General features: G+C 61.9%; 22 protein-coding genes. 9 read left to right on the top strand and 13 right to left on the bottom strand.

All coding sequences use genetic code 11. The features are described 5' to 3' along the window. Window positions 1–101 precede the first annotated feature (101 nt). Window positions 102–1,229 (top strand): GGDEF domain-containing protein, encoded by a 1,128-nt coding sequence (locus MRY17_RS13975; RefSeq protein WP_191956364.1) that lies wholly within the window; start codon window positions 102–104, stop codon window positions 1,227–1,229. Here MRY17_RS13975 and MRY17_RS13970 read toward each other — a convergent pair. Together MRY17_RS13970 and MRY17_RS13965 are read right to left on the bottom strand one after the other, a co-directional pair. Then, window positions 1,208–3,418: a GAF domain-containing protein gene (locus tag MRY17_RS13970; RefSeq protein WP_191956363.1), complete on the bottom strand. Its 2,211-nt coding sequence runs from the start codon at window positions 3,416–3,418 to the stop codon at window positions 1,208–1,210. The genes MRY17_RS13975 and MRY17_RS13970 overlap by 22 nt on opposite strands. A gap of 161 nt (window positions 3,419–3,579) precedes the next feature. Beyond that, window positions 3,580–4,431, bottom strand: a complete 852-nt coding sequence (locus MRY17_RS13965) for a CAP domain-containing protein (protein ID WP_181285907.1) — start codon at window positions 4,429–4,431, stop codon at window positions 3,580–3,582. A 176-nt stretch (window positions 4,432–4,607) separates the two neighbouring features. Here MRY17_RS13965 and MRY17_RS13960 point away from each other — a divergent pair, with 176 nt between their 5' ends. Next, window positions 4,608–5,279: a GNAT family N-acetyltransferase gene (locus MRY17_RS13960; protein WP_243352327.1), complete on the top strand. Its 672-nt coding sequence runs from the start codon at window positions 4,608–4,610 to the stop codon at window positions 5,277–5,279. Between the two features lie 185 nt (window positions 5,280–5,464). Here MRY17_RS13960 and MRY17_RS13955 read toward each other — a convergent pair whose 3' ends face one another. Beyond that, window positions 5,465–6,106, bottom strand: a complete 642-nt coding sequence (locus tag MRY17_RS13955) for a TetR/AcrR family transcriptional regulator (protein WP_181285905.1) — start codon at window positions 6,104–6,106, stop codon at window positions 5,465–5,467. 72 nt (window positions 6,107–6,178) lie between these two features. On the opposite strand from MRY17_RS13955, the gene MRY17_RS13950 reads away from it, so the two are divergent. After that, window positions 6,179–6,778, top strand: coding sequence for an NAD(P)H-dependent oxidoreductase (locus tag MRY17_RS13950; protein WP_243352326.1), 600 nt, complete (start codon window positions 6,179–6,181; stop codon window positions 6,776–6,778). A gap of 1 nt (window position 6,779) precedes the next feature. Here MRY17_RS13950 and MRY17_RS13945 read toward each other — a convergent pair whose 3' ends face one another. The 3 genes from MRY17_RS13945 to MRY17_RS13935 form a co-directional block, all read right to left on the bottom strand. Further along, entirely contained in the window at window positions 6,780–7,169 is a 390-nt protein-coding gene (locus MRY17_RS13945) for a hypothetical protein (RefSeq protein ID WP_243352325.1), read from the bottom strand. Between the two features lie 32 nt (window positions 7,170–7,201). Next, window positions 7,202–8,458: a 3-phosphoshikimate 1-carboxyvinyltransferase gene (aroA, locus tag MRY17_RS13940; protein WP_243352324.1), complete on the bottom strand. Its 1,257-nt coding sequence runs from the start codon at window positions 8,456–8,458 to the stop codon at window positions 7,202–7,204. Window positions 8,459–8,549: 91 nt separating this feature from the next. Next, entirely contained in the window at window positions 8,550–9,104 is a 555-nt protein-coding gene (locus MRY17_RS13935; RefSeq protein WP_243352323.1) for a UPF0149 family protein, read from the bottom strand. 161 nt (window positions 9,105–9,265) lie between these two features. Here MRY17_RS13935 and MRY17_RS13930 point away from each other — a divergent pair, with 161 nt between their 5' ends. Then, window positions 9,266–10,078 carry a crotonase/enoyl-CoA hydratase family protein gene (locus MRY17_RS13930; protein WP_243352322.1) on the top strand — a complete coding sequence of 271 codons (813 nt, stop codon included), beginning with the start codon at window positions 9,266–9,268 and terminating at the stop codon, window positions 10,076–10,078. 5 nt (window positions 10,079–10,083) lie between these two features. Continuing rightward, window positions 10,084–10,917 (top strand): NAD(+) diphosphatase, encoded by an 834-nt coding sequence (gene nudC / locus MRY17_RS13925; protein WP_191956360.1) that lies wholly within the window; start codon window positions 10,084–10,086, stop codon window positions 10,915–10,917. Here the strand turns inward: nudC and MRY17_RS13920 are convergent. The 5 genes from MRY17_RS13920 to MRY17_RS13900 form a co-directional block, all read right to left on the bottom strand. Next, complete coding sequence (locus tag MRY17_RS13920; protein ID WP_124423488.1) at window positions 10,885–11,664, bottom strand: TSUP family transporter; 780 nt, start codon at window positions 11,662–11,664, stop codon at window positions 10,885–10,887. The genes nudC and MRY17_RS13920 overlap by 33 nt on opposite strands. Window positions 11,665–12,192: 528 nt before the next feature. Beyond that, window positions 12,193–12,909 (bottom strand): phosphatidylcholine synthase, encoded by a 717-nt coding sequence (pcsA, locus tag MRY17_RS13915; protein ID WP_065884474.1) that lies wholly within the window; start codon window positions 12,907–12,909, stop codon window positions 12,193–12,195. Between the two features lie 148 nt (window positions 12,910–13,057). Then, the gene (locus tag MRY17_RS13910) at window positions 13,058–13,978 is read right to left on the bottom strand and encodes a class I SAM-dependent methyltransferase (RefSeq protein ID WP_181285899.1); all 921 of its coding nucleotides are present in this window, start codon (window positions 13,976–13,978) and stop codon (window positions 13,058–13,060) included. A gap of 49 nt (window positions 13,979–14,027) precedes the next feature. Next, window positions 14,028–14,516: a DUF1289 domain-containing protein gene (locus MRY17_RS13905; RefSeq protein WP_181285898.1), complete on the bottom strand. Its 489-nt coding sequence runs from the start codon at window positions 14,514–14,516 to the stop codon at window positions 14,028–14,030. A gap of 87 nt (window positions 14,517–14,603) precedes the next feature. After that, a complete protein-coding gene (locus MRY17_RS13900; protein ID WP_191956964.1) occupies window positions 14,604–15,854 on the bottom strand; it encodes a ribonucleotide-diphosphate reductase subunit beta in 1,251 nt (416 codons plus the stop codon). Between the two features lie 302 nt (window positions 15,855–16,156). Here MRY17_RS13900 and MRY17_RS13895 point away from each other — a divergent pair, with 302 nt between their 5' ends. From MRY17_RS13895 to MRY17_RS13885, 3 genes are all read left to right on the top strand, one after another. Next, window positions 16,157–16,675 carry a sigma-70 family RNA polymerase sigma factor gene (locus tag MRY17_RS13895; protein ID WP_181285006.1) on the top strand — a complete coding sequence of 173 codons (519 nt, stop codon included), beginning with the start codon at window positions 16,157–16,159 and terminating at the stop codon, window positions 16,673–16,675. Next, entirely contained in the window at window positions 16,672–17,580 is a 909-nt protein-coding gene (locus MRY17_RS13890) for a FecR domain-containing protein (protein WP_243352321.1), read from the top strand. Before MRY17_RS13895 ends, MRY17_RS13890 begins: the two co-directional genes overlap by 4 nt. Window positions 17,581–17,721: 141 nt before the next feature. Further along, a complete protein-coding gene (locus MRY17_RS13885; RefSeq protein WP_057725249.1) occupies window positions 17,722–17,937 on the top strand; it encodes a TOBE domain-containing protein in 216 nt (71 codons plus the stop codon). A gap of 20 nt (window positions 17,938–17,957) precedes the next feature. On the opposite strand, the gene MRY17_RS13880 is transcribed toward MRY17_RS13885, so the two are convergent. Next, on the bottom strand, window positions 17,958–18,431 hold the full coding sequence (locus MRY17_RS13880; protein ID WP_243352320.1) for a hypothetical protein: 474 nt from the start codon (window positions 18,429–18,431) through the stop codon (window positions 17,958–17,960). A gap of 298 nt (window positions 18,432–18,729) precedes the next feature. After that, complete coding sequence (locus tag MRY17_RS13875) at window positions 18,730–19,875, bottom strand: MalY/PatB family protein (protein ID WP_181285009.1); 1,146 nt, start codon at window positions 19,873–19,875, stop codon at window positions 18,730–18,732. A 189-nt stretch (window positions 19,876–20,064) separates the two neighbouring features. Between MRY17_RS13875 and ggt the strand changes: the two genes are divergently transcribed. Continuing rightward, entirely contained in the window at window positions 20,065–21,789 is a 1,725-nt protein-coding gene (gene ggt / locus MRY17_RS13870) for a gamma-glutamyltransferase (protein WP_243352319.1), read from the top strand. The last annotated feature ends 41 nt before the right edge of the window (window positions 21,790–21,830 follow it).

The raw sequence follows: 21,830 nt of genomic DNA, 5'->3' as shown, positions 1-21,830 counted from the left end.
TAGGAGCCTTAAACGCTCTAGCGCACAGGATCCTGTTGTCCGGGCTACTGGCAGGGTGCCACAATGGCGCCTCTGTCGGAGCAGCCAAACAGGCGAATTGCATGCATAGCCTTGGGCATGAACAAGATCCGGACCACGTCATCGAAGAGCAGGTACGAACCGACCGTTTGCATCAGCTGTTTCGACAGTCGTTCTCCGCCATTTCAGGCGCCTATCTGGGCGCCATCATGCTCTGCTGGCTGTGCTGGGAGCGTTTCGATCATCAGATTATCGTGGTCTGGCTGGTGCTGCTGGCGGGCTCGTCGCTGCTGCGCCTGCAACTGTTCCTGGAATGGTTCCGCTGCCCCAACAGCGAACGCACCACCGCGCGCTGGGAGCGTCGTTACTGGCTGACATTGATGCTGTCGGCGGGGATCTGGGGCGGCGGGGCACTGGCGGTGATGCCGGTCGATGACCGCATGTCCCAGGTGCTGGTCATGTTGTTTACCGTGGGCATGTCGGTCAGCGCGGTGTCCTGCTATTCCGCTTATCGCTATATGTCGCTGGGGGCCATGGGCCTGGTGCTGTTGCCCTGTACCCTGTGGCTGCTGTTCCAGCCGTCGCCGATGCAGGTGGGCGTGGCGGTGGCGGTGCTGGTGTTCTCGTGCTTTTTAGCGGGTGCCACGCGCAGACTCTCCGATGCCCTGGAAAAAGCCTTCCGCCTGACCCGACAGATGGAGCGTGCCCACACCCTTTCAACCCACGCCGCTCAAACGGACGAGCTGACCGGGCTGATGAACCGTCGTGCCTTTTTCGAGCGTGCCCAGGTACTGTACGCCCAGTGCCATCGCGCGCAGCAGCCGTTGTGTGCGCTGATGCTGGACATGGACCATTTCAAAAGCATCAATGACACCTATGGCCATCAGACCGGCGACCAGGTGTTGCGCCAGATTGGCGGTGTGATCAGCGCCTCGTTTCGCCAGGTCGATGTGTCCGGACGCCTGGGTGGCGAAGAATTCGCGATATTGCTGCCCAATACGTCCCTGGAAACCGCGCGCAGCATCGCCGAGCAACTGGTCCGGGCCATTGGCGACCTGCAGGCCGACCCGGTGCAGGGGCTCAGTGCAAGCCTGGGACTTGCATCGACCCACGACCAGGCGCTCGACCTGAATGGCTTGATGGACAGCGCCGACAAGGCGCTGTACCGGGCCAAGGCGTTGGGTCGCAATCAGGTCGCCGTGGCGGTCTGATCCTTGGTCATGGCCCTGGCCAACGCTCGCGCCACCTGTTCGGCGGAGTAGGGTTTGGCGAGGAACTCAAAGCCCTCGTACCCACTGTCCGCCAGTTCTTCGCTGTAGCCCGACACGAGCACCACCGGCAGGTCCGCACGGCGCTGGCGCAGCAGCTTGGCCATGGCGACACCGGTCATCCCTGGCATCACCACATCCGAGAAAACCGCGTCGAAGGCCTCTGCGTCTTTACCGGCAAGCGTCAGCGCCTGTTCGGCATTGGTGGCCCAGGTGGTCTGGTAACCCAGATCCTTGAGGATCTGGCTGGCAAAACGTCCCACCTCAAGGTTGTCCTCAACGATCAGTACATGCCAATGGGCAACGTCCAGCGGTGGCGTCAGATCTGGCTGTTCGTCCTGCGGCGGCGCGACTTCGCCTTCCACTTCCACTTGGGGCAGGTACAAGGTAAACACCGTACCCCGGCCGAGGTTACTGGATACATCGATATTGCCGTCCGATTGCTTGGCAAAGCCGAAGACTTGTGACAAACCCAGCCCGGTGCCCTTGCCCACGGCCTTGGTGGTGAAGAACGGCTCGAAAATGCGCTCGAAGGCATCGCCGGCAATACCGCTGCCGGTATCGGCTAGGGAAATACTGATGTGGGGCAGGGGCGACCCGGCGTCGCCACGGATGCTCGGCAGTGTTTGCTGGCCGACGACCTTGATGGTCAGGCTGCCCTGGCCGTCCATTGCGTCGCGGGCATTGAGGGCAATGTTGATCAATGCGGTTTCGAACTGGCTCGGATCGATGCGCGCAAAGCAGGGCTGATCGGGCAATTGCACCTGCACCTGAATGCGTGCGCCGGTGACGCTTTCGAGCATGTCGCCGATGTTGCGCACCCGCTGGCTGACGTCGAATACCTGCGGATTCAGCGGCTGGCGGCGGGCAAAGGCGAGCAGTTGGCTGGTGAGTTTGCTGGCCCGCTCGACGGTATCGGATACAGCCCACATGTAGCGTTGCCGGCGTTCTTCCGACAGCCCCGGCTGGCGCAGGAAATCCACGGATGAGCGAATGATCGTCAGCAGGTTGTTGAAATCATGGGCGACGCCGCCGGTCAGTTGGCCGATGGCCTCGAGCTTTTGCGACTGGCGCAGCGCGGCTTCAGCCTGGGCGAGGGCGAGGGTGCGTTCTTCCACGCGCTGCTCCAGGGTCGCGTTGAGTTCGGTATAGGCTGCAAGGCCCGCCCGCACTGCGGCATCGGCGCGCACGCGTTCGATATGCGCCCAGGAGCGCTCGGTGACTTCGCCCAGCAGTGCCAGGTCATAGGAGGACCAGTAGCGGGGCTGTTTGTCGTGCACGGCCATCAATGCGGTGAGGCGCCCATGTTTGATCAGGGGCATGCAGATGGTCGCCGTAACGCCGAGCGCCTGGAAATTCGCAGCTTCATGGGCCGGCAATTCGAGCTGGTTGTTGCAGATGACCAAAGGTTCGCCCGCCCGCAGGCAGGTCACCGCACGCTCACCGAACGCGGCCAGGCTGTAATGGCCAATGATGCTCGGTGAGCCCTGCGCCGACCAGTCACCGCGAATGGTAAAGCCGTCCTGATCGTCTTCCATGTCGGCGTAGGCGCAAATCGACACGTGCAGGTGTTCGGCCAGCAAACGCGTGGTCGAGGTCATGATGGCTTCGGCGTCGGTGGCGGTGGCGACACTGTTGCCGATGGCGTCCAGCACTTCCAGGCGCCGCGTAAGAAACACCGTGTCGGTGGTTTCGGTCACGGTATCGAGCAACCCGACCACCGCACCTTGCGCGTCACGGATCGGGCTGTAGCAAAAGGTGAAATAGGCTTGTTCAGGCGCCTCGTTGCGCTGGATCACCAGCGGAAAGTTTTCGATGTAAGTGGCTTGTCCGGCGAACGCGGTGTCGGCGATAGGGCGGATCTCATCCCATGCCTCGTGCCATACCTCGCTGAACGGGCGGCCCAGGGCATCGGGCTTGTTACCCAGGATCGGTACGAAGGCGTCGTTGTAGAGGGTGATCAGCTGAGGCCCCCAGACAATCGCCTGGGGGAAGCTGGAGGCGAAGCACAGCGCCACGGTTGTCTTCAACACGTCCGGCCAGTGTTCAAGGGGCCCCAGGGGCGAATTGGCCCAATCATGCCGACGAACCCGCTCTGCCATTTCGCTGCTGCCTTGCAGCCAATTCATCATTGGGTTCACACCTTGTTCGCTACGCGTGGTTAAGCCTTGAGGAGGTCATACTGCCTAGCTAAAGACCGGTATGACCGCAATCAGTTCAGCACGCCCATCTCCTGGATAGCACTTTGATTTCATTGCCCATTTGGCGGGCGGGTTCTGGGCGCGCAGCGGCTTTATTGTGCGCCGAACAGTCCTGTCCAATAGATGCCCGCATCGCTTTTCGGGTCCATCGCATAGGCTGCACCCAGATCACGGAATTGCGGGTTCATCAGGTTGGCGCAATGGCCGGGGCTGGCGAGCCAGCCGTCGAGGACCTTGCGCGGGGTATCGAGGCCGGCGGCGATGTTTTCGCCGATGTTCTTCGCGGCATAGCCGGCCAGCTCGGCGCGGTCGCCGGGGGTACGGCCGTCGTGGTCGAGGTGATCGAAAAAGTTGCCGTTGGCCATGTTGCGCGTATGGCTGTTGGCGGCGGCGGCCAGGTTGTCGTTCCACGACAGCGGCGTGGTGGCGGCAAACGGCTGGGTGCCGCATTGGCGCGGCTGGGTGCGGGCGGCGTTGATCAGGTCGAGCAGCTTGCGGCCTTCGGTCTGCCAGTCGCCCAGGCCACTGGTGAGCAACGGGCGCGCCAGTACGATGCGCCAGTCCTGGCCGCTGTTGCTCACGCCGATATCGACGAACTGCGGGTCTAGCACCACGCGACAGAAACTTTCGCGTACCGCTTTCATGGCGGCCTCGGCGTCCTTGGGCCCGGACAGGCTGATGGCCTGTACGTTGACCATGGGGTAGGCGGCCCGCGCCAGCGCCTGCTGCAAATCGCCGACATTATTGGCCGGCAGCACCAGCCGTGTGTCACTGGCCAGCGGCGGCAATTCCTGGGAACCCTGGTCGCCGCAGCGCTGCACCTGGCTGCGGTACTGGTTGATCTGTTGCACCAACTGACTTTCTTCATTCGCCATCGCGCTGGCGCAGAACACCGTACTGGCGGCCAGCGTCGTAAGACCCATCATCAATGACAGAACGCGCATGGACGTTACCCTTGAACTTGAAAGTGCCCATGATGCGCGATCCAGGGGCATGCATGCACCCGTTGGTCCGAACTTTTTTCACTCATTTGTTGAACGTCGGGTGCCACAGACCCCGGCCACCTCACACGTAACAGGTACAATCGCGACTGCCTTGACGCGAAACCCCAGGAATTTGCATGTTCAGCCTTACCCGCTACACCACGCCGTGTCCCGAACCGGTCAACAGCCAGATCCTGCAGATGGTGGTCGACAACCTCACCGACATCAGCAGCGTGGCCCTGGCGCCCAGCAATCTGCTCTACAACATCTACCAGTACGCCATCGGTTTTGAGGTGCACCTGTACCTGGAGGCGCTGGACGGCTCGAAGGGCATCGACGTCGAGCTGGTGGTGGCGATGCAGGACGAGACCGTCGTCGGCTTTTGCCTGTACCTGCCGGTGAAGGACGACCCTCAAGCCTGTGGCGTGGCCTTCATGGCCGTGCACGCCGGCTCCAGGCGCCAGGGTGTGGCCCGGGCCATGCTGGACGATGTGCTTGCGCGCTATCCCCATGCCGAACTGGCGTGTTCGGTCGAGAAGGTCCCGACATTCGAAGCCATGGGCTTCATGGTGCGCGGCGCGCGCGGTACGCAAGTGCTGATGAATACGCGGGATTACGGCACCGATGGGTTGATGGGTGTGCTGGACGTGGCCGCTATCTACAGCTCGCTGGAAGTGCGGCAGATTCATACCTATCTTCTGCAGAAGCATGGCAAGCGCGCGATGGCGGATGCAGAAAAGCAGCGTGATCGGCATTTGGATCAACTGACGCGCAAGGTGCAGCGGTTTGTAGACGAACGCTTGGGTTGAGCACCCACAGTGACTGCACCACTGCAATCGGGGGCAAGCCCCCTCCCACATTGGTGTTGTGGTGTTGCAGATGTCGCATGCGACCGCCAGCCAAGTAAAACGTTAAGTTTGACGCAGTCTTGAAGGCTGCCCAGATCAAAATGTGGGAGGGGGCTTGCCCCCGATAGCGGTGTATCAGTTCAATATTAATTGACTGAACCACTGCTATCGGGAGCAAGCCCCCTCCCACATGCGCCGCGCTTGACCATCGCCAGGATGGTCGCCAGCAATTCCTGCTGCGCTTCTTCGCGGCTGATCTCTGCGCTGGCCGCCGCGTGAGACAAGGCTTCGGCAGCACCCAGCATGGCACGCAGGCCGGCTTGGGAGAGCCTGCCACCCGGCGCGAACGGCGCAAGGGCATCGCGGCATTTGTCCAGAAAGATCGCCTCATACTTGCACTTGAGCGCCTCCAACTCCGGTGAGCCACTCAGTGCCGCCGTCACCCCCGGAATCTCGCGACCCTGCAGCAGCACGCAATCCACATAGGACGAGGCGATCACCCATGCGCGGTCTTCAAGCGTCGCGCTGCTGGCCTCGATGGCGTCGACAAACACCTGATTCTGGCGCCCATCGAAGTCTTCATACAGCGCGGCCAACAAGCCCGACCGCGTGGCGAAGTGATCGTAGACCACCGGTTTGGTCACCCCGGCCAGCTCGGCCAGGCGGCCCAGGGTCAGGGCGTCGGTGCCTTCTTCGCGCACCAGTTGCCAGGCGGTTTCCAATAATTGATGCAGACGTTCTTCACGGGAAAGGCGCCGACGGGGGGCAGGGGATTGCTCGCTTGACATGCTTATATACCAAAAGTAACTTACAGACGTTAACTTACTAAAAGTAGCTTAAGCCCAAAAGGACACATTGTCATGCACGCACTCATCGTTGTTGCTCATCACGACCCGCAATCCCTTACCCGCAGCGTGGCCGAGCACGTCGCCGCCGGTTTGAGCGCATCGGGCCACACCTTTGAAATCGCCGACCTCGCGGCCGAGGGTTTCGACCCTCGCTACACAGCCGCCGACCACCTGGTACACCGCAGCCGCGCAACGCCGCCGGCGGATGTGCTTGCCGAGCAGGCACGCATTGAACGCGCCGACGCGTTGGTGGTGGTGTTTCCGATCTACTGGTGGTCCATGCCGGCGTTGCTCAAGGGCTGGATCGATCGTGTCTTCGTCAACGGCTGGGCGATCGATTACGGCCCTGATCTTCCGGTGACCAAGAAGCTGCGGCACCTGAAGGTGCATCTGCTGGCCTTGGGCGCTGCGGATGAGAGCGCCTTCGACCGGCACGGTTATGCCAAGGCCATGCGCACGCAGATCGATAACGGGATTTTTGATTATTGCGGCGCCCAGGTGCTGATCTCGCAGCTGCTGCTGGAATCGGAAAGCGACAGTGCCCGAGCGCATTTGCACAGGGCCAGGACGGTCGGCCAAGGTCTGTTTGAGCGCGAGACAGCCGCCGGGTGATTCAAGCGTCGCGGAACAGGTCGTGGGCGTCCAGCAAACGGTAGGCAATCTCCGGCTGCTTCTCCATGCCCCGACGAATCGCCGCCGGGATCGATTGCCGGGTCTTGCGACACAGGCCGGGCAGTTCGTCGATGACGATCTGGATGCCGCGCATGCTCTTGACCTCGGTGTGGCCCGGCGCGATATGCAGGCGAATGCCCAACTGCTCGTACATGCGCTGCTGCATATGCTCCAGGTCCTGCAGGCTCTTGAGGTTTTCCAGGCGCTCGAGCAGGCGCTTTTCTTCCTGGCGTGTCAGGCTGAGGATGCGCAGGTCCGCGCCGGGCGCTTCCAGCAGGCGTTCGCGCTCGCAGACGCAGGCGCCGGGTGGGCAGGGTTGGCGAATGGTCATGTGCATGCCCTCCCGTAACCTGCGCCGTGGCCTTAGTAGCTGAGCGTGACGCCCAGGCTGCCCAGGGCTTTCCAATACCCGGGGTAGGTCTTGGCCACGCAGTCCGGGTCCTGGATCCGAATGCCTGAGACTTTCAGCCCGGCCAGGGCAAAGCACATGGCGATGCGGTGGTCGGCATGGGTGTCGATCGATGCGTTGCACGCCGTGCCGGCCAGCGCCGGGTCAGCCGCCACCAGCAGGTCGTCGCCCTCGATGGTCGCCAGGCCCGGGCGGATTGCGTTGAGGCCGTCGTGCAGTGCCTGCACGCGGTCACATTCCTTGACGCGCAGGTTGGCCAGTTCAGTGAAACGCACCGGGGTGTTGTTGAAGGCGGCCAGCACCGCCAGGGTCGGGATGGCGTCCTGCATCTGCGAGCCCACCACGGTGGCCTGCATGTGCGGGAACTGGGCGATCACCGCCTGGGCCTTGGCGTCCGGCTGGGTGAAGTCGCCGGCGGCGACGCCGATGTCGATACGGCCGCCGGTCAACACTTCGGCGGCCCACAGGTAGGTGGCGGCGGAAGCGTCGGGTTCGATCAGGTAATCGTGGGCGGTGTACCCGGTCGGGGCCACGCGCCAGGTGGTGTCATTGACCATTTCAACCTGGGCGCCGAAGGCACGCATGCAATCGAGGGTCAGGTCCACATAGCCACGGGCGCCGATGTCCTTGCCGGTCAATGCGACTTCGATCGGCGCTTCGCCGCAGGCTGCGAGCATCAGCAGCGCCGACACATACTGGCTGGACAGCCCGCCATCGATCTCGAAGCGCTTGGCCTGGACCTTGCCCACGCCGTGCACGGTCACCGGTGGGCAGCCGGTCGGGCTGTCGACCCGGATGCCGTTCTGGCCGAGGGTGGCGAGCAGTGGCCCGATCGGGCGCTTTTGCATGTAGTGGTCGCCGTCCAGCACCACAGTGCCGTCCACGGTGGCGACGGCGGCGGTGAGAAAGCGCATGGCGGTGCCGGCGTTGCCGAGGAACAGCGGCTGCGCCGGCCATTGCAGCTTGCCGTGGCCGGTGACCACGAAGGTGGTGTCGTCCGGCTCGTCGATGGTCACGCCCATCTGCCGAAGGGCTACCGACATGTGGCGGGTGTCGTCGCTCTTCAGGGCGCCGCTCAAGCGGCTGGTGCCGTTGGCCAGGGCCGCCAGCAACAGGGCGCGGTTGGTAATGGATTTGGAGCCGGGGGGCGCGACCTTGCCGTTGAGAGGAAAGTTGGGCGGTGTAACGGTCACGGTTTTCTGCGAACTCAAGGGACAAGGCTCCTGATCAAGGCGAGGTGGCATGGAGTGGCCGACGGGGCGGACCCGAATAATCGGCCAAAGGTGCGGTGCTTGTCGAGATTTAGCGCTGGCTCAGCCAGTAATCGTGCAGCGCCCGGGCTGCCGGTTCGATTTGGCTGACCTGTTGCTGGTGGGCCCGCACATCCAGGTCCGCCGGCAACTCGAAATTATCCTGCTCGGCGCACCAGGAGATCTTTTCGAACTGAACGGCCAGTTCGGCGGGCAACGCCGGCCAGTTGCCGATGGCGGCGCCACGGATATAGCCAAAGCACCATTCTTCGGCGAGGGTCACGGTTTGGCCGTGGTGCTCTTTTTCATCGAACAGGGCCTTGAACTCACTGGAATCGCCGGCCAGTTGCGTCGCCAGCGTATTGAAGTGGCGTACACACAGGTCCAGGAACTGCCCGGCCTCTTCGGAGCTTTCCCACTTCGGGTTCTGCCCGCCCCAGATCGCCGGAAACCACTCGGCGATCTCCACCTGCGTCGGGCTGGAGACCAATGCCGTGAGATAGCCGTCGAGTTCAGCCAAGTTCAGCACCGAATGGTCGTCGCCGTACTTGAGCAGGGTTTCTTCGATCAGGTCGAAATCGGCGGGGGTGAGGGGCTGGGCGTGCATGGGGCATATCCTTCAAACGTCGAACGCCGCAGTGGGGCGGCTTAAAGCGCCAAGGATGGCGCCTGGCAAGGTTTTTTGCCAGTCCCGCTTTTGGCCGATGCGCCGTTGCCTGCCCTTGTTATAGTTCAGGCCTTATCACTCGCCAGTCAGGGATCACTGCCATGTCCGAATACCAAGCTTTCGTCGTCGAACTCAACGGCAACGTTGCCCATGTGCAGATCAACCGCCCGGAAAAGATCAACGCGATGAACGCGGCGTTCTGGAGCGAAATCATCGATATCTTCCAATGGATCGAAGACACCGACGCCGTGCGCGCGGTGGTGCTCAGCGGTGCCGGCAAGCACTTTTCCTCCGGCATCGACCTGATGATGCTGGCCTCGGTGGCCAATGAACTGGGCAAGGACGTGGGCCGCAACGCGCGCGTGCTGCGGCGCAAGATCCTCGAACTGCAAGCCTCGTTCAATGCGGTCGACACCTGCCGCAAGCCGGTGCTGGCAGCGATCCACGGCTATTGCATCGGCGGTGCCATTGACCTGATCAGCGCCTGCGACATGCGCTACGCCGCCGAGGACGCGCAGTTCTCGATCAAGGAAGTCGACATGGGCATGGCCGCCGACGTCGGCACCTTGCAGCGCCTGCCGCGCATCGTCGGCGACGGCATGTTGCGCGAGCTGGCCTACACCGGTCGTCAGTTTGGCGCAGAAGAAGCGCGCAGCATCGGCCTGGTCAATCGTGTGTACGCCGACCCGGCCAGCCTGTTGGCGGGCGTCATGGCCATCGCCCGTGAAATCGCCGCCAAGTCGCCGATTGCCGTCACCGGCACCAAGGCGATGATCAGCTATATGCGCGACCACAGCATCAATGATGGCCTGGAATACGTTGCCACCTGGAACGCGGCTATGTTGCAATCCAACGACTTGCGCGTGGCCATCGCGGCCCATATGAGCAAACAGACACCCGAATTCGTGGATTGATTGATATGACCCCAGGCTGGATTACCACAACGCTGCTGGACAACGACGCCGCCGGCGGCTGGGCCGTGGCCCGCAGCCGCGACGGCTTTCTGCAGGATGCCAACGGGCCGCTGTTCCCTCGCGAGTGGCTCAAGCGGCAGGACCTCTCGGTATTTGCCGAACACGGCATCGGGCATCTCGATGGCGAGCCGGTGTACCTGCTGGAAGTCAACGGTGCTGCCCAGGTGCCGGGTTGCAGCTGGCAGGGCCTGCGCAGTTTCATGCTGCAAGGCGATCACACCCTGTACAAACTGCTGGGCTATGCCGCGCAGATCGGTACCTGGGCGCGCGAGCACCGCTTCTGCGGCAGTTGCGGCCAGGCCATGGTCCAGGTGCCACGGGAGCGGGCGATGTACTGCCAACCCTGCGACCTGCGCAGCTATCCAAGGATTTCGCCGAGCATGATCGTGCTGGTGACCCGTGGTGACGAGATTCTGCTGGCACGCTCGCCACGCTTTGTCACCGGGGTCTACAGCACCCTGGCCGGCTTTGCCGAGCCGGGCGAGTCGGCCGAAGACTGCCTGATCCGCGAAGTACGTGAGGAAGTGCAGGTGGAGGTCAAGAATCTGCAGTACATGGGCAGCCAGTGCTGGCCGTTCCCGCATTCGATGATGCTGGGTTTCCATGCCGAGTATGCCGGTGGCGACATCGTGCCCCAGGCCGACGAGATCGAAGACGCGCAGTGGTTCAGCATCCACCACCTGCCGCCGCTGCCGGCGTCACGCTCGATTGCGCGTTACCTGATCGACCTCTATGTGGCCCGTCGCCTAGGCCACGCTGAACCAGTGCTGCCAGGCTAGACGCACGGTCAGGCCGAGCACCACGGTGATGAACACCGGGCGAATGAACTTGGCGCCGCCGCTGATGGCGCTGCGTGCGCCAAAGAATGCGCCCCCCATTACCGAGATGCCCATCGCCAGGCCGACGATCCAGTCCACCGAGCCGTTGATGATGAAAACGCTCAGCGCCGCCGCGTTGCTGACGAAGTTCATGCTGCGCGCCACGCCGCTGGCCTTCACCAGATCGATCGGGTGCAGCAGCATCGTGCTCACGGTCCAGAACGCGCCGGTGCCGGGCCCGGCCACGCCGTCGTAGAAACCCAGGCCGAAGCCCTGGGTGGCCTGCCATTTCTTCTTGATGGGTGCCTCGGCATCCAGCGGCGCCTTGGGCGTGCCGCCGAACAGCAGGTACACCCCACAGGCGAACACGATCACCGGCAGCATCTTGTTCAGGGTTTCGGCGGGCAAATAGTGCGCGACCACGGCGCCGGCCAGCGCGCCAATCAATGTACCGACGATGGCGTGCACCCATTGGCGCGGGTGGAACAGCTTGCGGCGGTAGAAGGTAAAGCTGGCGGTCGCCGAGCCAAAGGTGGAGCTGAGCTTGTTGGTGCCCAGCACCAGGTGCGGTGGCATGCCGGCGGTGAGCAGGGCAGGGGTGGTGAGCAGGCCGCCGCCGCCGGCGATGGCGTCGATGAAACCGGCAACAAAGGCCACGGCGGCGAGAATGGCGAGGGTAGTCAGGTCAACGCTGAGTTCGAAGGGCATGGGCAGGGCTTATTGTTGGCGGGGCTGCTGGGAAGGCCGCCATCTTACCCCCCTGATGTACGCAAAACCAAATGTGGGAGGGGGCTTGCCCCCGATGGCGGCCTCTGGGCCGACCAGGATGTTGGATCAGATCGAGTACATATCCATTATTTAGGTAACGGCCAATTAGGGTTCCGCCCTGACGGCGGCTCACTTTTGAAAAGCGCAAAAGTAAGCAAAACGCTCTTGCCCCACCACTCGGCACCTCGCTTAGGCTCGGTGTGCCCTCTCTCCGGCTTGAATCCGTGGGCCGCCGCAATGGGCCATCCATGGCCCAGTGCGGCTAACCCGGCGTCCTGCCGGGTTACCCACGGATTCAAGCCTGCGTTCGGCCAGCGTGGTTTAACGGGGCGCCTGAGATCAAAAGCAGATCAAGATCAAGAGCGGCTCGCTTCGCATCGTGGTTACGGTTGAGCGCTACAGAGTTGTGTAGATACCTATGGCCATCGGGGGCAAGCCCCCTCCCACATTTTGATCCTGGGTGCTGGGTTATTTATGGGTGCCCAACCATTCCAGCGCCGTGCGCCAGATGCAGATGCCCAGAAAGTAAGCCGACATCAACGACCACAGCCCGAACGTCCACGGGTTGGTGTTCGGATAGTCCACCACCATCAGGAAGCTGCACAGCAACCAGATCGTGGTCACCGCGATATTGATCGGCATGAAGCGCTTGACCCGGAACGGGTGCAGGAACTTCATCGGCGTCACGGTCAGCAGCGCCAGGCCGATCACGGTCAGCAGGGTGACCCAGGCGTCCGGCTGGATGATGTACACGCACAAGGCCACCACGTTCCAGGCCGCCGGGAAACCGACGAAATAGTTGTCCTTGCTCTTCATGTTCACGTTGCAGAAGCAGAACAGCGACGACACCAGGATCACCGACACGGCAAACAGGTGGGTAAATTCCGGCAGGTCGATATAGCGGTAGATAAACAGTGCCGGGATGAACACGTAGGTGAGGTAATCGATCACCAGGTCCAATACCGAGCCGTCAAAGCTGGGCAAGACCGTACTGACGTTGACACGTCGCGCCAGGGAGCCGTCGACGCCATCGACCACCAGTGCCAGGCCCAGCCACAGCAGGCAGGCCTTTGGCGAGTTTTCCAGCAATGCCAGGGTGGCCAGGAATGCCAATACCACACCGGTGGCGGTGAAGCCGTGGGCGCCCCAGGCTTTGATTCTGGCTACATGCAGGGTCGATATCACGGGCGGTTCTCCAAAGGGTCAAACGGGGCAGCCGACAGCGTAACGCCGTCGAGTCTGGCCGGGGAATGCAGGTATCGACCGGGAAGGCGGGGATAAGGTTCACCACCCGGCGTATGGCTTAGCGTAGCAAGCGTAGGAAGTTTCGGCATCAGCCCTGGCCAAACACGAGGGCCTTCAAGCCACTTTGCGGGTCGATATCCGGAAATTCCGGCGGGTTTTCCAAGCGTTCGATAAAGCGCAGGCCCGGTGCCTCGCGGGTGACGCCGTCGATCAGGAAGTCTTCGCCGAAGGCCGGATCGTTCATGCATGCCAGCACCGTGCCCTGGGCTGTGAGCAGATCCGGCAGACGACGCAACACGCGCTGATAGTCCTTGGTCAGCAGGAAGCTGCCTTTCTGGAAGGAGGGCGGGTCGATGATCACCAGGTCATAGGGACCGCCATTAGTGACCTTGGCCCAGGACTTGAACAGGTCGTGGCCCAGAAAGCTCACCTTGCTCAAGTCGTGACCGTTGAGGCGATGGTTGTCGCGGCCACGGCTCAGGGCGCCACGGGCCATGTCCAGGTTCACTACATGCTCGGCGCCGCCTTCGATAGCGGCGACGGAAAACCCGCAGGTGTAGGCAAACAGGTTAAGCACACGCTGGCCCCTGGCCTGCTCGCGCACCCAGTTGCGGCCGTAGCGCATGTCGAGAAACAGGCCGCTGTTCTGCTTTTTACCCAGGTCGATCAGGTAACGCAGGCCGCCTTCGGTGATGGTCAGCTCGTCGACGGCGTCACCGAGCAGCCACTCGGTGGTGCTTTGCGGCAGGTAGCGGTGTTGCAGCGCTACGGTATGGGCGCCGAAGCGGACCCAGTCGATCTGCAATAACTGCTGCTTCAAGGCCTGCAGATGCTCGGTTTCCTTGAACAGCGCTACCAGCACCACGCCTTGCAGCCAGTCCACCGTCAGTTGCTCCAGGCCCGGCCAGCAGCGGCCACGGCCGTGGAACAAACGCCGGGTTTCAGTGGGCGGGCTGGCCAGGGCGGTGAGCAGGTGGGCGTGGAGGGTAGCGAGTGCGTCTGGGGTCATCGTTGAACGTCAGTCGTTGAGCGGGCGGCATTTTAACCACAATTGTGCGTCAGAGCGTGGCGATCAGGGCTGGGCCGAAGGCTTCTCGCAGAAAAACCGGGGCGATGTAGCGCTCGTAATGGGCCTCGGACAGCAGGAAAAACTCGCGGTCAATCGCATCGCGCAGGTCCGTGAGCGGGCGCTCACGGAATTCCGGCAGCAACGCAAGCCCATAGGCGTCCAGTTTCGACATCACTCGAGCGCCCCGCGCAATCAGCTGGTACGCCCAGCAGTACGGTGACTGTTGCGGCATGAAGCGAATCTTGCGGTCTTCCAGTTGCTGGCGCAGGCGTTGCGGGTCGAAGACTTCAAGCTTGCTGCTCATGACCTGCACCAGCAACTGCTCCAGGCGCAGCCATACCGCGTGCTTTTCCTCAGCGCTGTAGCCGTTCCACTGGATCACTTCATGGTGATAACGCTTGCAGCCCCGGCAGACCAGGTCACCGTAGACGGTGGAGCACAGGCCTATGCAGGGCGTTTTGATGGTTTGATTGGGCATAAAAGGCAATTTGCAAAGTTATGGAACACCGCGTTCCCAATGTGGGAGGGAGCAAGCCCCTCCCACATTTTGGAGCTGTGCTGTTAATCAATCCCAGCTCAGCGCACCACCAGTCTGGTACTCGATCACACGGGTTTCGAAGAAATTCTTCTCTTTCTTCAAATCCATAATCTCGCTCATCCACGGGAACGGGTTGGTCGTCCCTGGATACTCTTCCTTCAACCCAATCTGCGACAGACGACGGTTAGCAATAAACTTCAGGTAATCCTCCATCATCGCCGCATTCATCCCTAGCACCCCACGCGGCATGGTGTCGCGAGCATATTCAATCTCCAGTTGCGTCCCCTGCAGAATCATCTGGGTCGCTTCCTCCTTCATCCCGGCATCCCACAAGTGCGGGTTTTCGATCTTGATCTGGTTGATCACATCGATCCCGAAGTTCAGGTGCATCGACTCATCGCGCAGGATGTACTGGAACTGCTCGGCCACGCCGGTCATTTTGTTGCGGCGGCCCATGGACAATATCTGGGTGAAGCCGCAGTAGAAGAAGATGCCTTCCAGCACGCAGTAGTAGGCGACCAGGTTGCGCAGCAGCTCTTTGTCGGTGTCGACGGTGCCGGTTTCGAACTTCGGATCGGAGATCGAGCGGGTGTACTTCAAACCCCAGGCGGCTTTTTTAGCCACCGACGGAATCTCGTGGTACATGTTGAAGATCTCGCCTTCATCCATGGCCAACGATTCGATGCAGTACTGGTAGGCGTGGGTGTGGATCGCTTCTTCGAAGGCCTGGCGCAGGATGTACTGGCGGCATTCGGGGTTGGTGATCAGGCGGTACACGGCCAGCACCAGGTTGTTGGCGACCAGGGAGTCGGCGGTGGAGAAGAAGCCGAGGTTGCGCATGACGATGCGACGTTCGTCGTCGGTCAGGCCTTCGGGGTTTTTCCACAGGGCGATGTCGGCGGTCATGTTGACCTCTTGCGGCATCCAGTGGTTGGCGCAGCCGTCGAGGTATTTCTGCCAGGCCCAGTCGTACTTGAAGGGCACGAGTTGGTTGAGGTCGGCGCGGCAGTTGATCATGCGCTTTTCGTCAACGGCGACGCGGGCGGAGGCGCCTTCGAGTTCGGCGAGGCCTTCGGCGACGTCAAGTTTGTCCAGCTCGGCCTTGGCGCGCGCGATGGCGGCGGAGTCATTGGCGGTAACGGCGCGGGCTTCGATGGCGGCGGCAGCGCCGGCACCGTCGAGGCGGTCCATGTTGGCTTCGGTGGCGTGGCCGGCGTTGGCGCCTTTTACTACCGCTGCAACGCCGTCTTCGTTGTCGACTTCATCCCAACTCAGCATTGAAATACTCCTTCCAGATCTGTTCTGACGGTGTGCGAGACCGTCCAAAAAAATATGCGGGTTGCAGGCTTCAGGCATTGAAATACTGCGCAGAGTGTGGTCGGAAAATCCCGATGCTTCACACTATGTAGTGGTCTGTTCTGTTTGTGGGCACACTATATGGTGTGTAACAGGGTTGGTCAACGCGCAGAAGATCGTTTGAATGTGTAAACGTCATGTTGAAAAGATCATGGTATAGCGGCGCAACATTAAATAGAATGAATCTCATTTGAGACTCAGTCGCGCCGTGCAGGTCGCTTGCCATGAATGATGCTGTTGTACCGACCCACGCCCCCGAGCTGACCGTGTCGAGCCTGTACCGCGACCATCACAGCTGGCTGGAAAGCTGGCTGCGCAGGCGTTTGGGCAACGCCTGGGATGCTGCGGACCTGAGTCAGGATACGTTTCTGCGCGTGCTTGCCAGCGCGCAGCCGATCGGGCAGATGCAGGAGCCGCGGGCGTATCTGGTGACGGTCGGCAAGCGCCTGCTGGTGAATTTCCATCAACGGCGCAGCCTCGAGCAGGCTTACCTGAATGCCTTGGCAAGCCTGCCGCAGGCCTGCGTGCCTTCGCCGGAGCAACGCTGGTTGTTGCTGGAAACCTTGCACGCCCTCGACGACCTGCTTGATGGTTTACCGGCGCACGTGCGCCGCGCCTTTCTGTGGAGCCAGCTGGAAGGCCTGGGCTATCGGGAGATCGCCGCACGCCTCGACGTTTGCGAGCGCACGGTAAAGCGCTACATGGCCCAGGCCTACGAACACTGCCTGCTGGTGAACCTGTGAACCGCGACGTTGCCCGCGCCGCCGCCCAGTGGCTGGCGCTGCTGGAGTCAGGCGCGGCCACCGAACGCGATCACGCGGCGCTGCAGCACTGGCGTGACAGCCATCCGCAGCACGAACAGACCTGGCAAAGCGCGCAGGCCCTGCGCCAGCGTTTCAGCGACTTGCCCCAGGCCCTGGCGATGGCCAGCCTTGATCGTGCGCAACCCGGACGGCGCGCAGTGCTCAAGCGCGCGCTGGGCGTTGCGGCTTTGTTGCCGACGGCCTGGCTGCTCAGCCGGCAATTGCCCATCGAGACCTGGCGCGCCGACCTGCACACGGCCACGGGGGAACGCACGCGCATGGCATTGGCTGACGGCGCCAGCGTGCAACTCAATACCGCGACGGCGGTTGACCTGGACCCGGCGCAGCGGCGGATCACCCTGGTCGAGGGTGAGCTGGCGTTGAATGTACCTGCCGCGACGGCGATGAGCGTACAGACGCGTTACGGCGAGCTGACGGTCAGCCAGGCGCAAGTGTGTGTTCGGCAACTGGACGCCGGTTGTCTGGTGTCGGTGCTCAAGGGTTCAGTCCGGGTACGCGACCTGGACGGGCGAACGGCAACCTTGCAACAAAGGCAGCAAGCGCCGTTGAAAAGCAACGGGCTCGGCGCCTGGATGGCGTTCGATGCGCTGCAACTGGGCTGGCGCGACGGCGTACTGACCGCGCAGAACCAGTTGTTGGGGGATTTCCTGCGTGAGTTGGCGCGTTACCGGCCGGGCGTGCTGCGCTGGGACCCGCGCCTGGAAACGTTGCGGGTCACCGGCAGTTTTCGCCTGGACGACACCGATCGCATCCTCGACCTGCTGGCCTCCAGCCTGAGGTTGCGCGTACAGGCGCGGACACGCTATTGGGTCATGCTTTCTTGAAGAGTGGGGCAGAGTAGTGGTTTTTATACTCATATCGAATAAATAAAGACTTATATATTCCTTTTGTTGTTGTGCTGCAGGGCGCATTTTAAGGGCCTGCGCATTCGTGCGGATTGACCCAACAGCCAAAAGGAAGCCGACATGACCATTAAAGCGATCAACGTGCGCAACCAGTTCAAAGGCACGATCAAGGAAATCCTGCTGGGTGAAGTGGTGTCGGAAATCGACGTGCAAACCGCATCCGGCATTGTCACTTCGGTCATCACCACCCGCTCGGTACGTGACCTGGAGTTGAAAGTGGGCAGTGAAGTGATTGCCTTCGTGAAGTCCACTGAAGTATCCATCGCAAAACTTTAAAAAGCGTCAGACGGGCGCTTTCAATCGACGCGATCAAATACTCTGGCGATGTCTTCGCGGCTCAGTACTCCTCTACCGGTTCCCTCAAGCAACTTGAATGTGCCATCGGCATTGATCGTGATGCCGGCGGAACTGGCCAGGGTCACTGCCGCGCCGGAGCGGCCATTGAGCAGGTCCCGCAGCGGCTGTTCGCCGTGCAGGGTTTGCCCGATGGTCGTTGCCATGCCTTGCAGGGAGCTCGAATTGACCCCGCCTACCAGGATGACATGGCTGTTCTTGTCCAATGATGCCTGCAGTCTGTGCATCAATGTTCGCGTATCGCTATTTCCAGGGTTCAGGCCCAGTTCCAGGTTGCTGCCGGTCAGGTGCATCAGGGTGCGGTTCTGGTAGGTGGATCCGTCCCAGCCGGTGAGCACGGCCAACGCCGAGCAGTCTGACAAACTGCGGGTAGCGAGCGCATCATGACCTTTACTCAGGGAGACTGACCGGCCCATTTCAACCTCCACCGTTTTGATGTCGGCACGCAAGCCGGGTGGGTTCGCCAGTGGATGTTTCAATCCCCCAAGGCGCATGGGCCGCTGCGTGCCACGGGTGTCAGCAGTATCTCGAACCGAGGCGACCGACGCAGGTTCGCGCGGTGCATGGTTCGGTTTGAATGATTCCCTGACCGGCACAGGGCCGATAGTTGCAGGAGGTGTCGACAACATAGGGCGCAAAGCTCCGAGAAGGTTTCAGCCGCACAAGAGGACTTCCTTGAGTGCTGAAAAAGCCTTCTGCGGTTCCATTCCCCATTCAGCGGTTTTTCAAGCTGCGCTCCATCCGTTGCAGACCTTCTTCCAGCATCGCCCGTGGGCAGCCGAAGTTCAGGCGCACGAACTGTTGGCTGTCATCGCCAAACTCGATCCCGGCACTCAACCCAACCTTGGCCTGCTCCAGGAAAAATTGCTGCGGATCCTCCAGGCCCAGGGCGCTGCAATCGAGCCAGGCCAGGAAGGTTCCCTCTGGCGCATGCATCACCACGCCGGGCAGGCGGGTTTGCACGGCATTGAGCAGATAGTCGCGGTTGGCTTGCAGGTAGTGCACCAGCGCTTGGAGCCAGTCGCCGCATTCGCTGTAGGCGGCGCGGGTGGCTTCCAGGCCCAGGGGGCTGACACTGTCGACCATGCCGCAACGGGCCTGATTGAAACGCTCGCGAATCGCGGCATTCTGGATCACCGCGAAACAGGTCTTCAGGCCGGCGACGTTATAGGCCTTGCTGGCCGACATCAGTGTGATGGTGCGCTGCGCAATCTCGGGGCCGAGGCTGGCGGTGGGAATATGGCGACGGCCGTCAAAGCACAGCTCGGCATGAATTTCATCGGAGATGATCAGCGTGCCGTTTTCCATGCACGCCTGCGCGATCGCCAACAGCTCCTCGCGGGGAAAGACCTTGCCGATCGGGTTGTGCGGGTTGCTCAGCAGCAGCGCCCCGGCACCGCTCAAGGCATCGCGCATGGCCGCCAGCGGCGTGCGGTAATGGCCATCAACCCGCTCGAACGGCACTTCGATGCGCGGCAGGTTCCAGTGGCCTGGCGCGAGGCGAATCGGCCGATAGTTAGGCGTTTGCAGCACCACCGGCTGGCCCGGCTGGACGAACGCGTGCAACGCCATATTGAAACCCGGCTCGACGCCAGGCAGGAACAACAGCTCATCCGGTTCCACCCGCCAGGCGTACTTGGCCCACAGGTCGGCGATGATCGCCTCGCGCACATCCGGGCCGGCGACGCTGTAGCCAAGCACCTGCTGGTCGAGCCGCGCATGCAGGGCCTCAAGCACGGCGGGCGGGGCGGCGATGTCCATGTCGGCGATCCACATCGGCAACACGTCTTGCGGGTAGCGGTTCCACTTGGTGCTGCCGGTGCCGAGGCGTGGGTGGATCGTGTCGAAATCAAAGCTCATGGGGCGCTCGTATCAGGGGGGTATAAAGAGTGGCGCTGATTCTAGCGCCATTCATTTTATAGGCCAGCGCTGAATATTGCGGGCCACCGTTCCATCACCGACAAGCTCTGTCATAAAAACGCCATTGCGCTGGGGATCGCATCAGGGAAGGGCTATTTTGGTGCATCTCAATCACTCGAGTAGTCACGGATGAAATACCAAGCCTTCAACCGCACCTTGATTGCCACTGCCCTGGTGTTGACGGTCAGTGGTGTGCAGGCCGCTTCCCAGGCTCCGGTGGCCGGGGAAAATGGCATGGTGGTCACCGCCCAGCATTTGGCAACGCAGGTGGGTGTGGATGTGCTCAAGGCCGGTGGCAATGCGGTGGATGCGGCCGTTGCGGTCGGTTACGCCCTGGCCGTGGTGTACCCGGCGGCGGGCAATCTGGGCGGCGGTGGGTTCATGACCGTGCAACTGGCGGACGGGCGCAAGACGTTCCTCGACTTTCGCGAAAAAGCCCCGCTGGCGGCGACGGCCAATATGTACCTGGATAAAGACGGCAACGTCATCGAGGGCTTGAGCACCAAGGGTCACCTGGCTGTCGCTGTGCCCGGCACCGTTTCCGGCATGGAGCTGGCCCTGAACAAATACGGCACCCTCAAGCGCGCCCAAGTGATTGCGCCGGCGATCAAGCTGGCAGAAAACGGTTTTGCCCTGGAGCAGGGCGACATCGACCTGCTGCACACCGCCACCGGCGAGTTTGAAAAAGATCAGGATCTGCGCGCGATCTTCCTGCACAACGGGCAGCCGCTGCAGGTCGGCCAGACGCTGGTGCAGAAGGACCTGGCCAGGACCCTCAAGGAAGTGTCCGCCAAGGGCAGCGATGGCTTCTATAAAGGTTGGGTCGCCAAGGCCCTGGTGGACTCCAGCCAGGCCGGCAAGGGGCTGATTACCCAGGCGGACCTGGACGCATACAAACCCCGCGAACTGGCGCCCATCGAGTGCGACTACCGTGGCTACCATGTGGTCTCGGCGCCACCGCCAAGCTCCGGTGGCGTGGTGATCTGCCAGATCATGAATATCCTCGAAGGCTACCCGATGGCGGACCTGGGCTATCACTCGGCCCAGGGCCTGCATTACCAGATCGAAGCGATGCGTCACGCGTATGTGGACCGCAACAGCTATCTTGGCGACCCGGATTTCGTGAAGAACCCGATCGCGCATCTGCTGGATAAAAACTACGCGGCGAAACTGCGCGACGCCATCGAGCCGCACAAGGCCGGGGATTCCCAGGCGATCAAGCCTGGGGTATCGCCCCATGAAGGCAATAACACCACCCACTATTCCATCGTCGACACCTGGGGCAACGCGGTTTCCGTCACCTACACCCTCAACGACTGGTTTGGCGCGGGTGTGATGGCGAGCAGGACCGGTGTGATCCTCAATGACGAAATGGACGACTTCACCGCCAAGGTCGGCGTGCCGAACATGTACGGGCTGGTCCAGGGTGAAGCCAATGCCATCGCGGCGGGCAAGACGCCGTTGTCGTCGATGAGCCCGACCATCGTCACGCGGGATGGCAAGGTGGTCATGGTGGCGGGCACGCCGGGCGGCAGCCGCATCATCACGGCGACCTTACTGACCATCCTGAATGTCATCGACTACAAGATGAACATCCAGGAGGCCGTAGACGCGCCGCGTTTCCACCAGCAATGGATGCCGCAGGCCACCAACCTTGAAACCTTTGCGGTCAGCCCGGATACCCGCAAGATCCTCGAAAGCTGGGGCCACACGTTCGCCGGTCCCCAGGATGCCAACCACGTGGCCGCCATCCTGGTGGGTGCTCCGGCCCTGGATGGCAAACCGGTGGGCAACAACCGCTTCTATGGCGCGAACGACCCGCGTCGCAATACTGGGCTATCGCTGGGTTACTGACACGCCACTCGCTGCTGCATGGAACATCCGCGACCTTTTCG

The sequence above is a fragment of the Pseudomonas orientalis genome (genome assembly GCF_022807995.1).
In the GTDB taxonomy this organism is placed as follows: Bacteria; Pseudomonadota; Gammaproteobacteria; order Pseudomonadales; family Pseudomonadaceae; genus Aquipseudomonas; species Aquipseudomonas orientalis_B.
The sequence above is the reverse complement of the archived record's forward strand: the minus strand, read 5'-3'. Positions and strand labels throughout refer to the sequence as shown.

Bases quoted from the DNA above. Each gene is read 5' to 3' on its own strand.
- MRY17_RS13975 (WP_191956364.1), top strand. From the start codon at position 102: ATGCATAGCCTTGGGCATGAACAAGATCCGGACCACGTCATCGAAGAG.
- MRY17_RS13970 (WP_191956363.1), bottom strand. From the start codon at position 3,418: ATGATGAATTGGCTGCAAGGCAGCAGCGAAATGGCAGAGCGGGTTCGT.
- MRY17_RS13965 (WP_181285907.1), bottom strand. From the start codon at position 4,431: ATGCGCGTTCTGTCATTGATGATGGGTCTTACGACGCTGGCCGCCAGT.
- MRY17_RS13960 (WP_243352327.1), top strand. From the start codon at position 4,608: ATGTTCAGCCTTACCCGCTACACCACGCCGTGTCCCGAACCGGTCAAC.
- MRY17_RS13955 (WP_181285905.1), bottom strand. From the start codon at position 6,106: ATGTCAAGCGAGCAATCCCCTGCCCCCCGTCGGCGCCTTTCCCGTGAA.
- MRY17_RS13950 (WP_243352326.1), top strand. From the start codon at position 6,179: ATGCACGCACTCATCGTTGTTGCTCATCACGACCCGCAATCCCTTACC.
- MRY17_RS13945 (WP_243352325.1), bottom strand. From the start codon at position 7,169: ATGACCATTCGCCAACCCTGCCCACCCGGCGCCTGCGTCTGCGAGCGC.
- MRY17_RS13935 (WP_243352323.1), bottom strand. From the start codon at position 9,104: ATGCACGCCCAGCCCCTCACCCCCGCCGATTTCGACCTGATCGAAGAA.
- MRY17_RS13930 (WP_243352322.1), top strand. From the start codon at position 9,266: ATGTCCGAATACCAAGCTTTCGTCGTCGAACTCAACGGCAACGTTGCC.
- nudC (WP_191956360.1), top strand. From the start codon at position 10,084: ATGACCCCAGGCTGGATTACCACAACGCTGCTGGACAACGACGCCGCC.
- MRY17_RS13920 (WP_124423488.1), bottom strand. From the start codon at position 11,664: ATGCCCTTCGAACTCAGCGTTGACCTGACTACCCTCGCCATTCTCGCC.
- MRY17_RS13910 (WP_181285899.1), bottom strand. From the start codon at position 13,978: ATGACCCCAGACGCACTCGCTACCCTCCACGCCCACCTGCTCACCGCC.
- MRY17_RS13905 (WP_181285898.1), bottom strand. From the start codon at position 14,516: ATGCCCAATCAAACCATCAAAACGCCCTGCATAGGCCTGTGCTCCACC.
- MRY17_RS13900 (WP_191956964.1), bottom strand. From the start codon at position 15,854: ATGCTGAGTTGGGATGAAGTCGACAACGAAGACGGCGTTGCAGCGGTA.
- MRY17_RS13895 (WP_181285006.1), top strand. From the start codon at position 16,157: ATGAATGATGCTGTTGTACCGACCCACGCCCCCGAGCTGACCGTGTCG.
- MRY17_RS13885 (WP_057725249.1), top strand. From the start codon at position 17,722: ATGACCATTAAAGCGATCAACGTGCGCAACCAGTTCAAAGGCACGATC.
- MRY17_RS13880 (WP_243352320.1), bottom strand. From the start codon at position 18,431: ATGGGCCGGTCAGTCTCCCTGAGTAAAGGTCATGATGCGCTCGCTACC.
- MRY17_RS13875 (WP_181285009.1), bottom strand. From the start codon at position 19,875: ATGAGCTTTGATTTCGACACGATCCACCCACGCCTCGGCACCGGCAGC.
- ggt (WP_243352319.1), top strand. From the start codon at position 20,065: ATGAAATACCAAGCCTTCAACCGCACCTTGATTGCCACTGCCCTGGTG.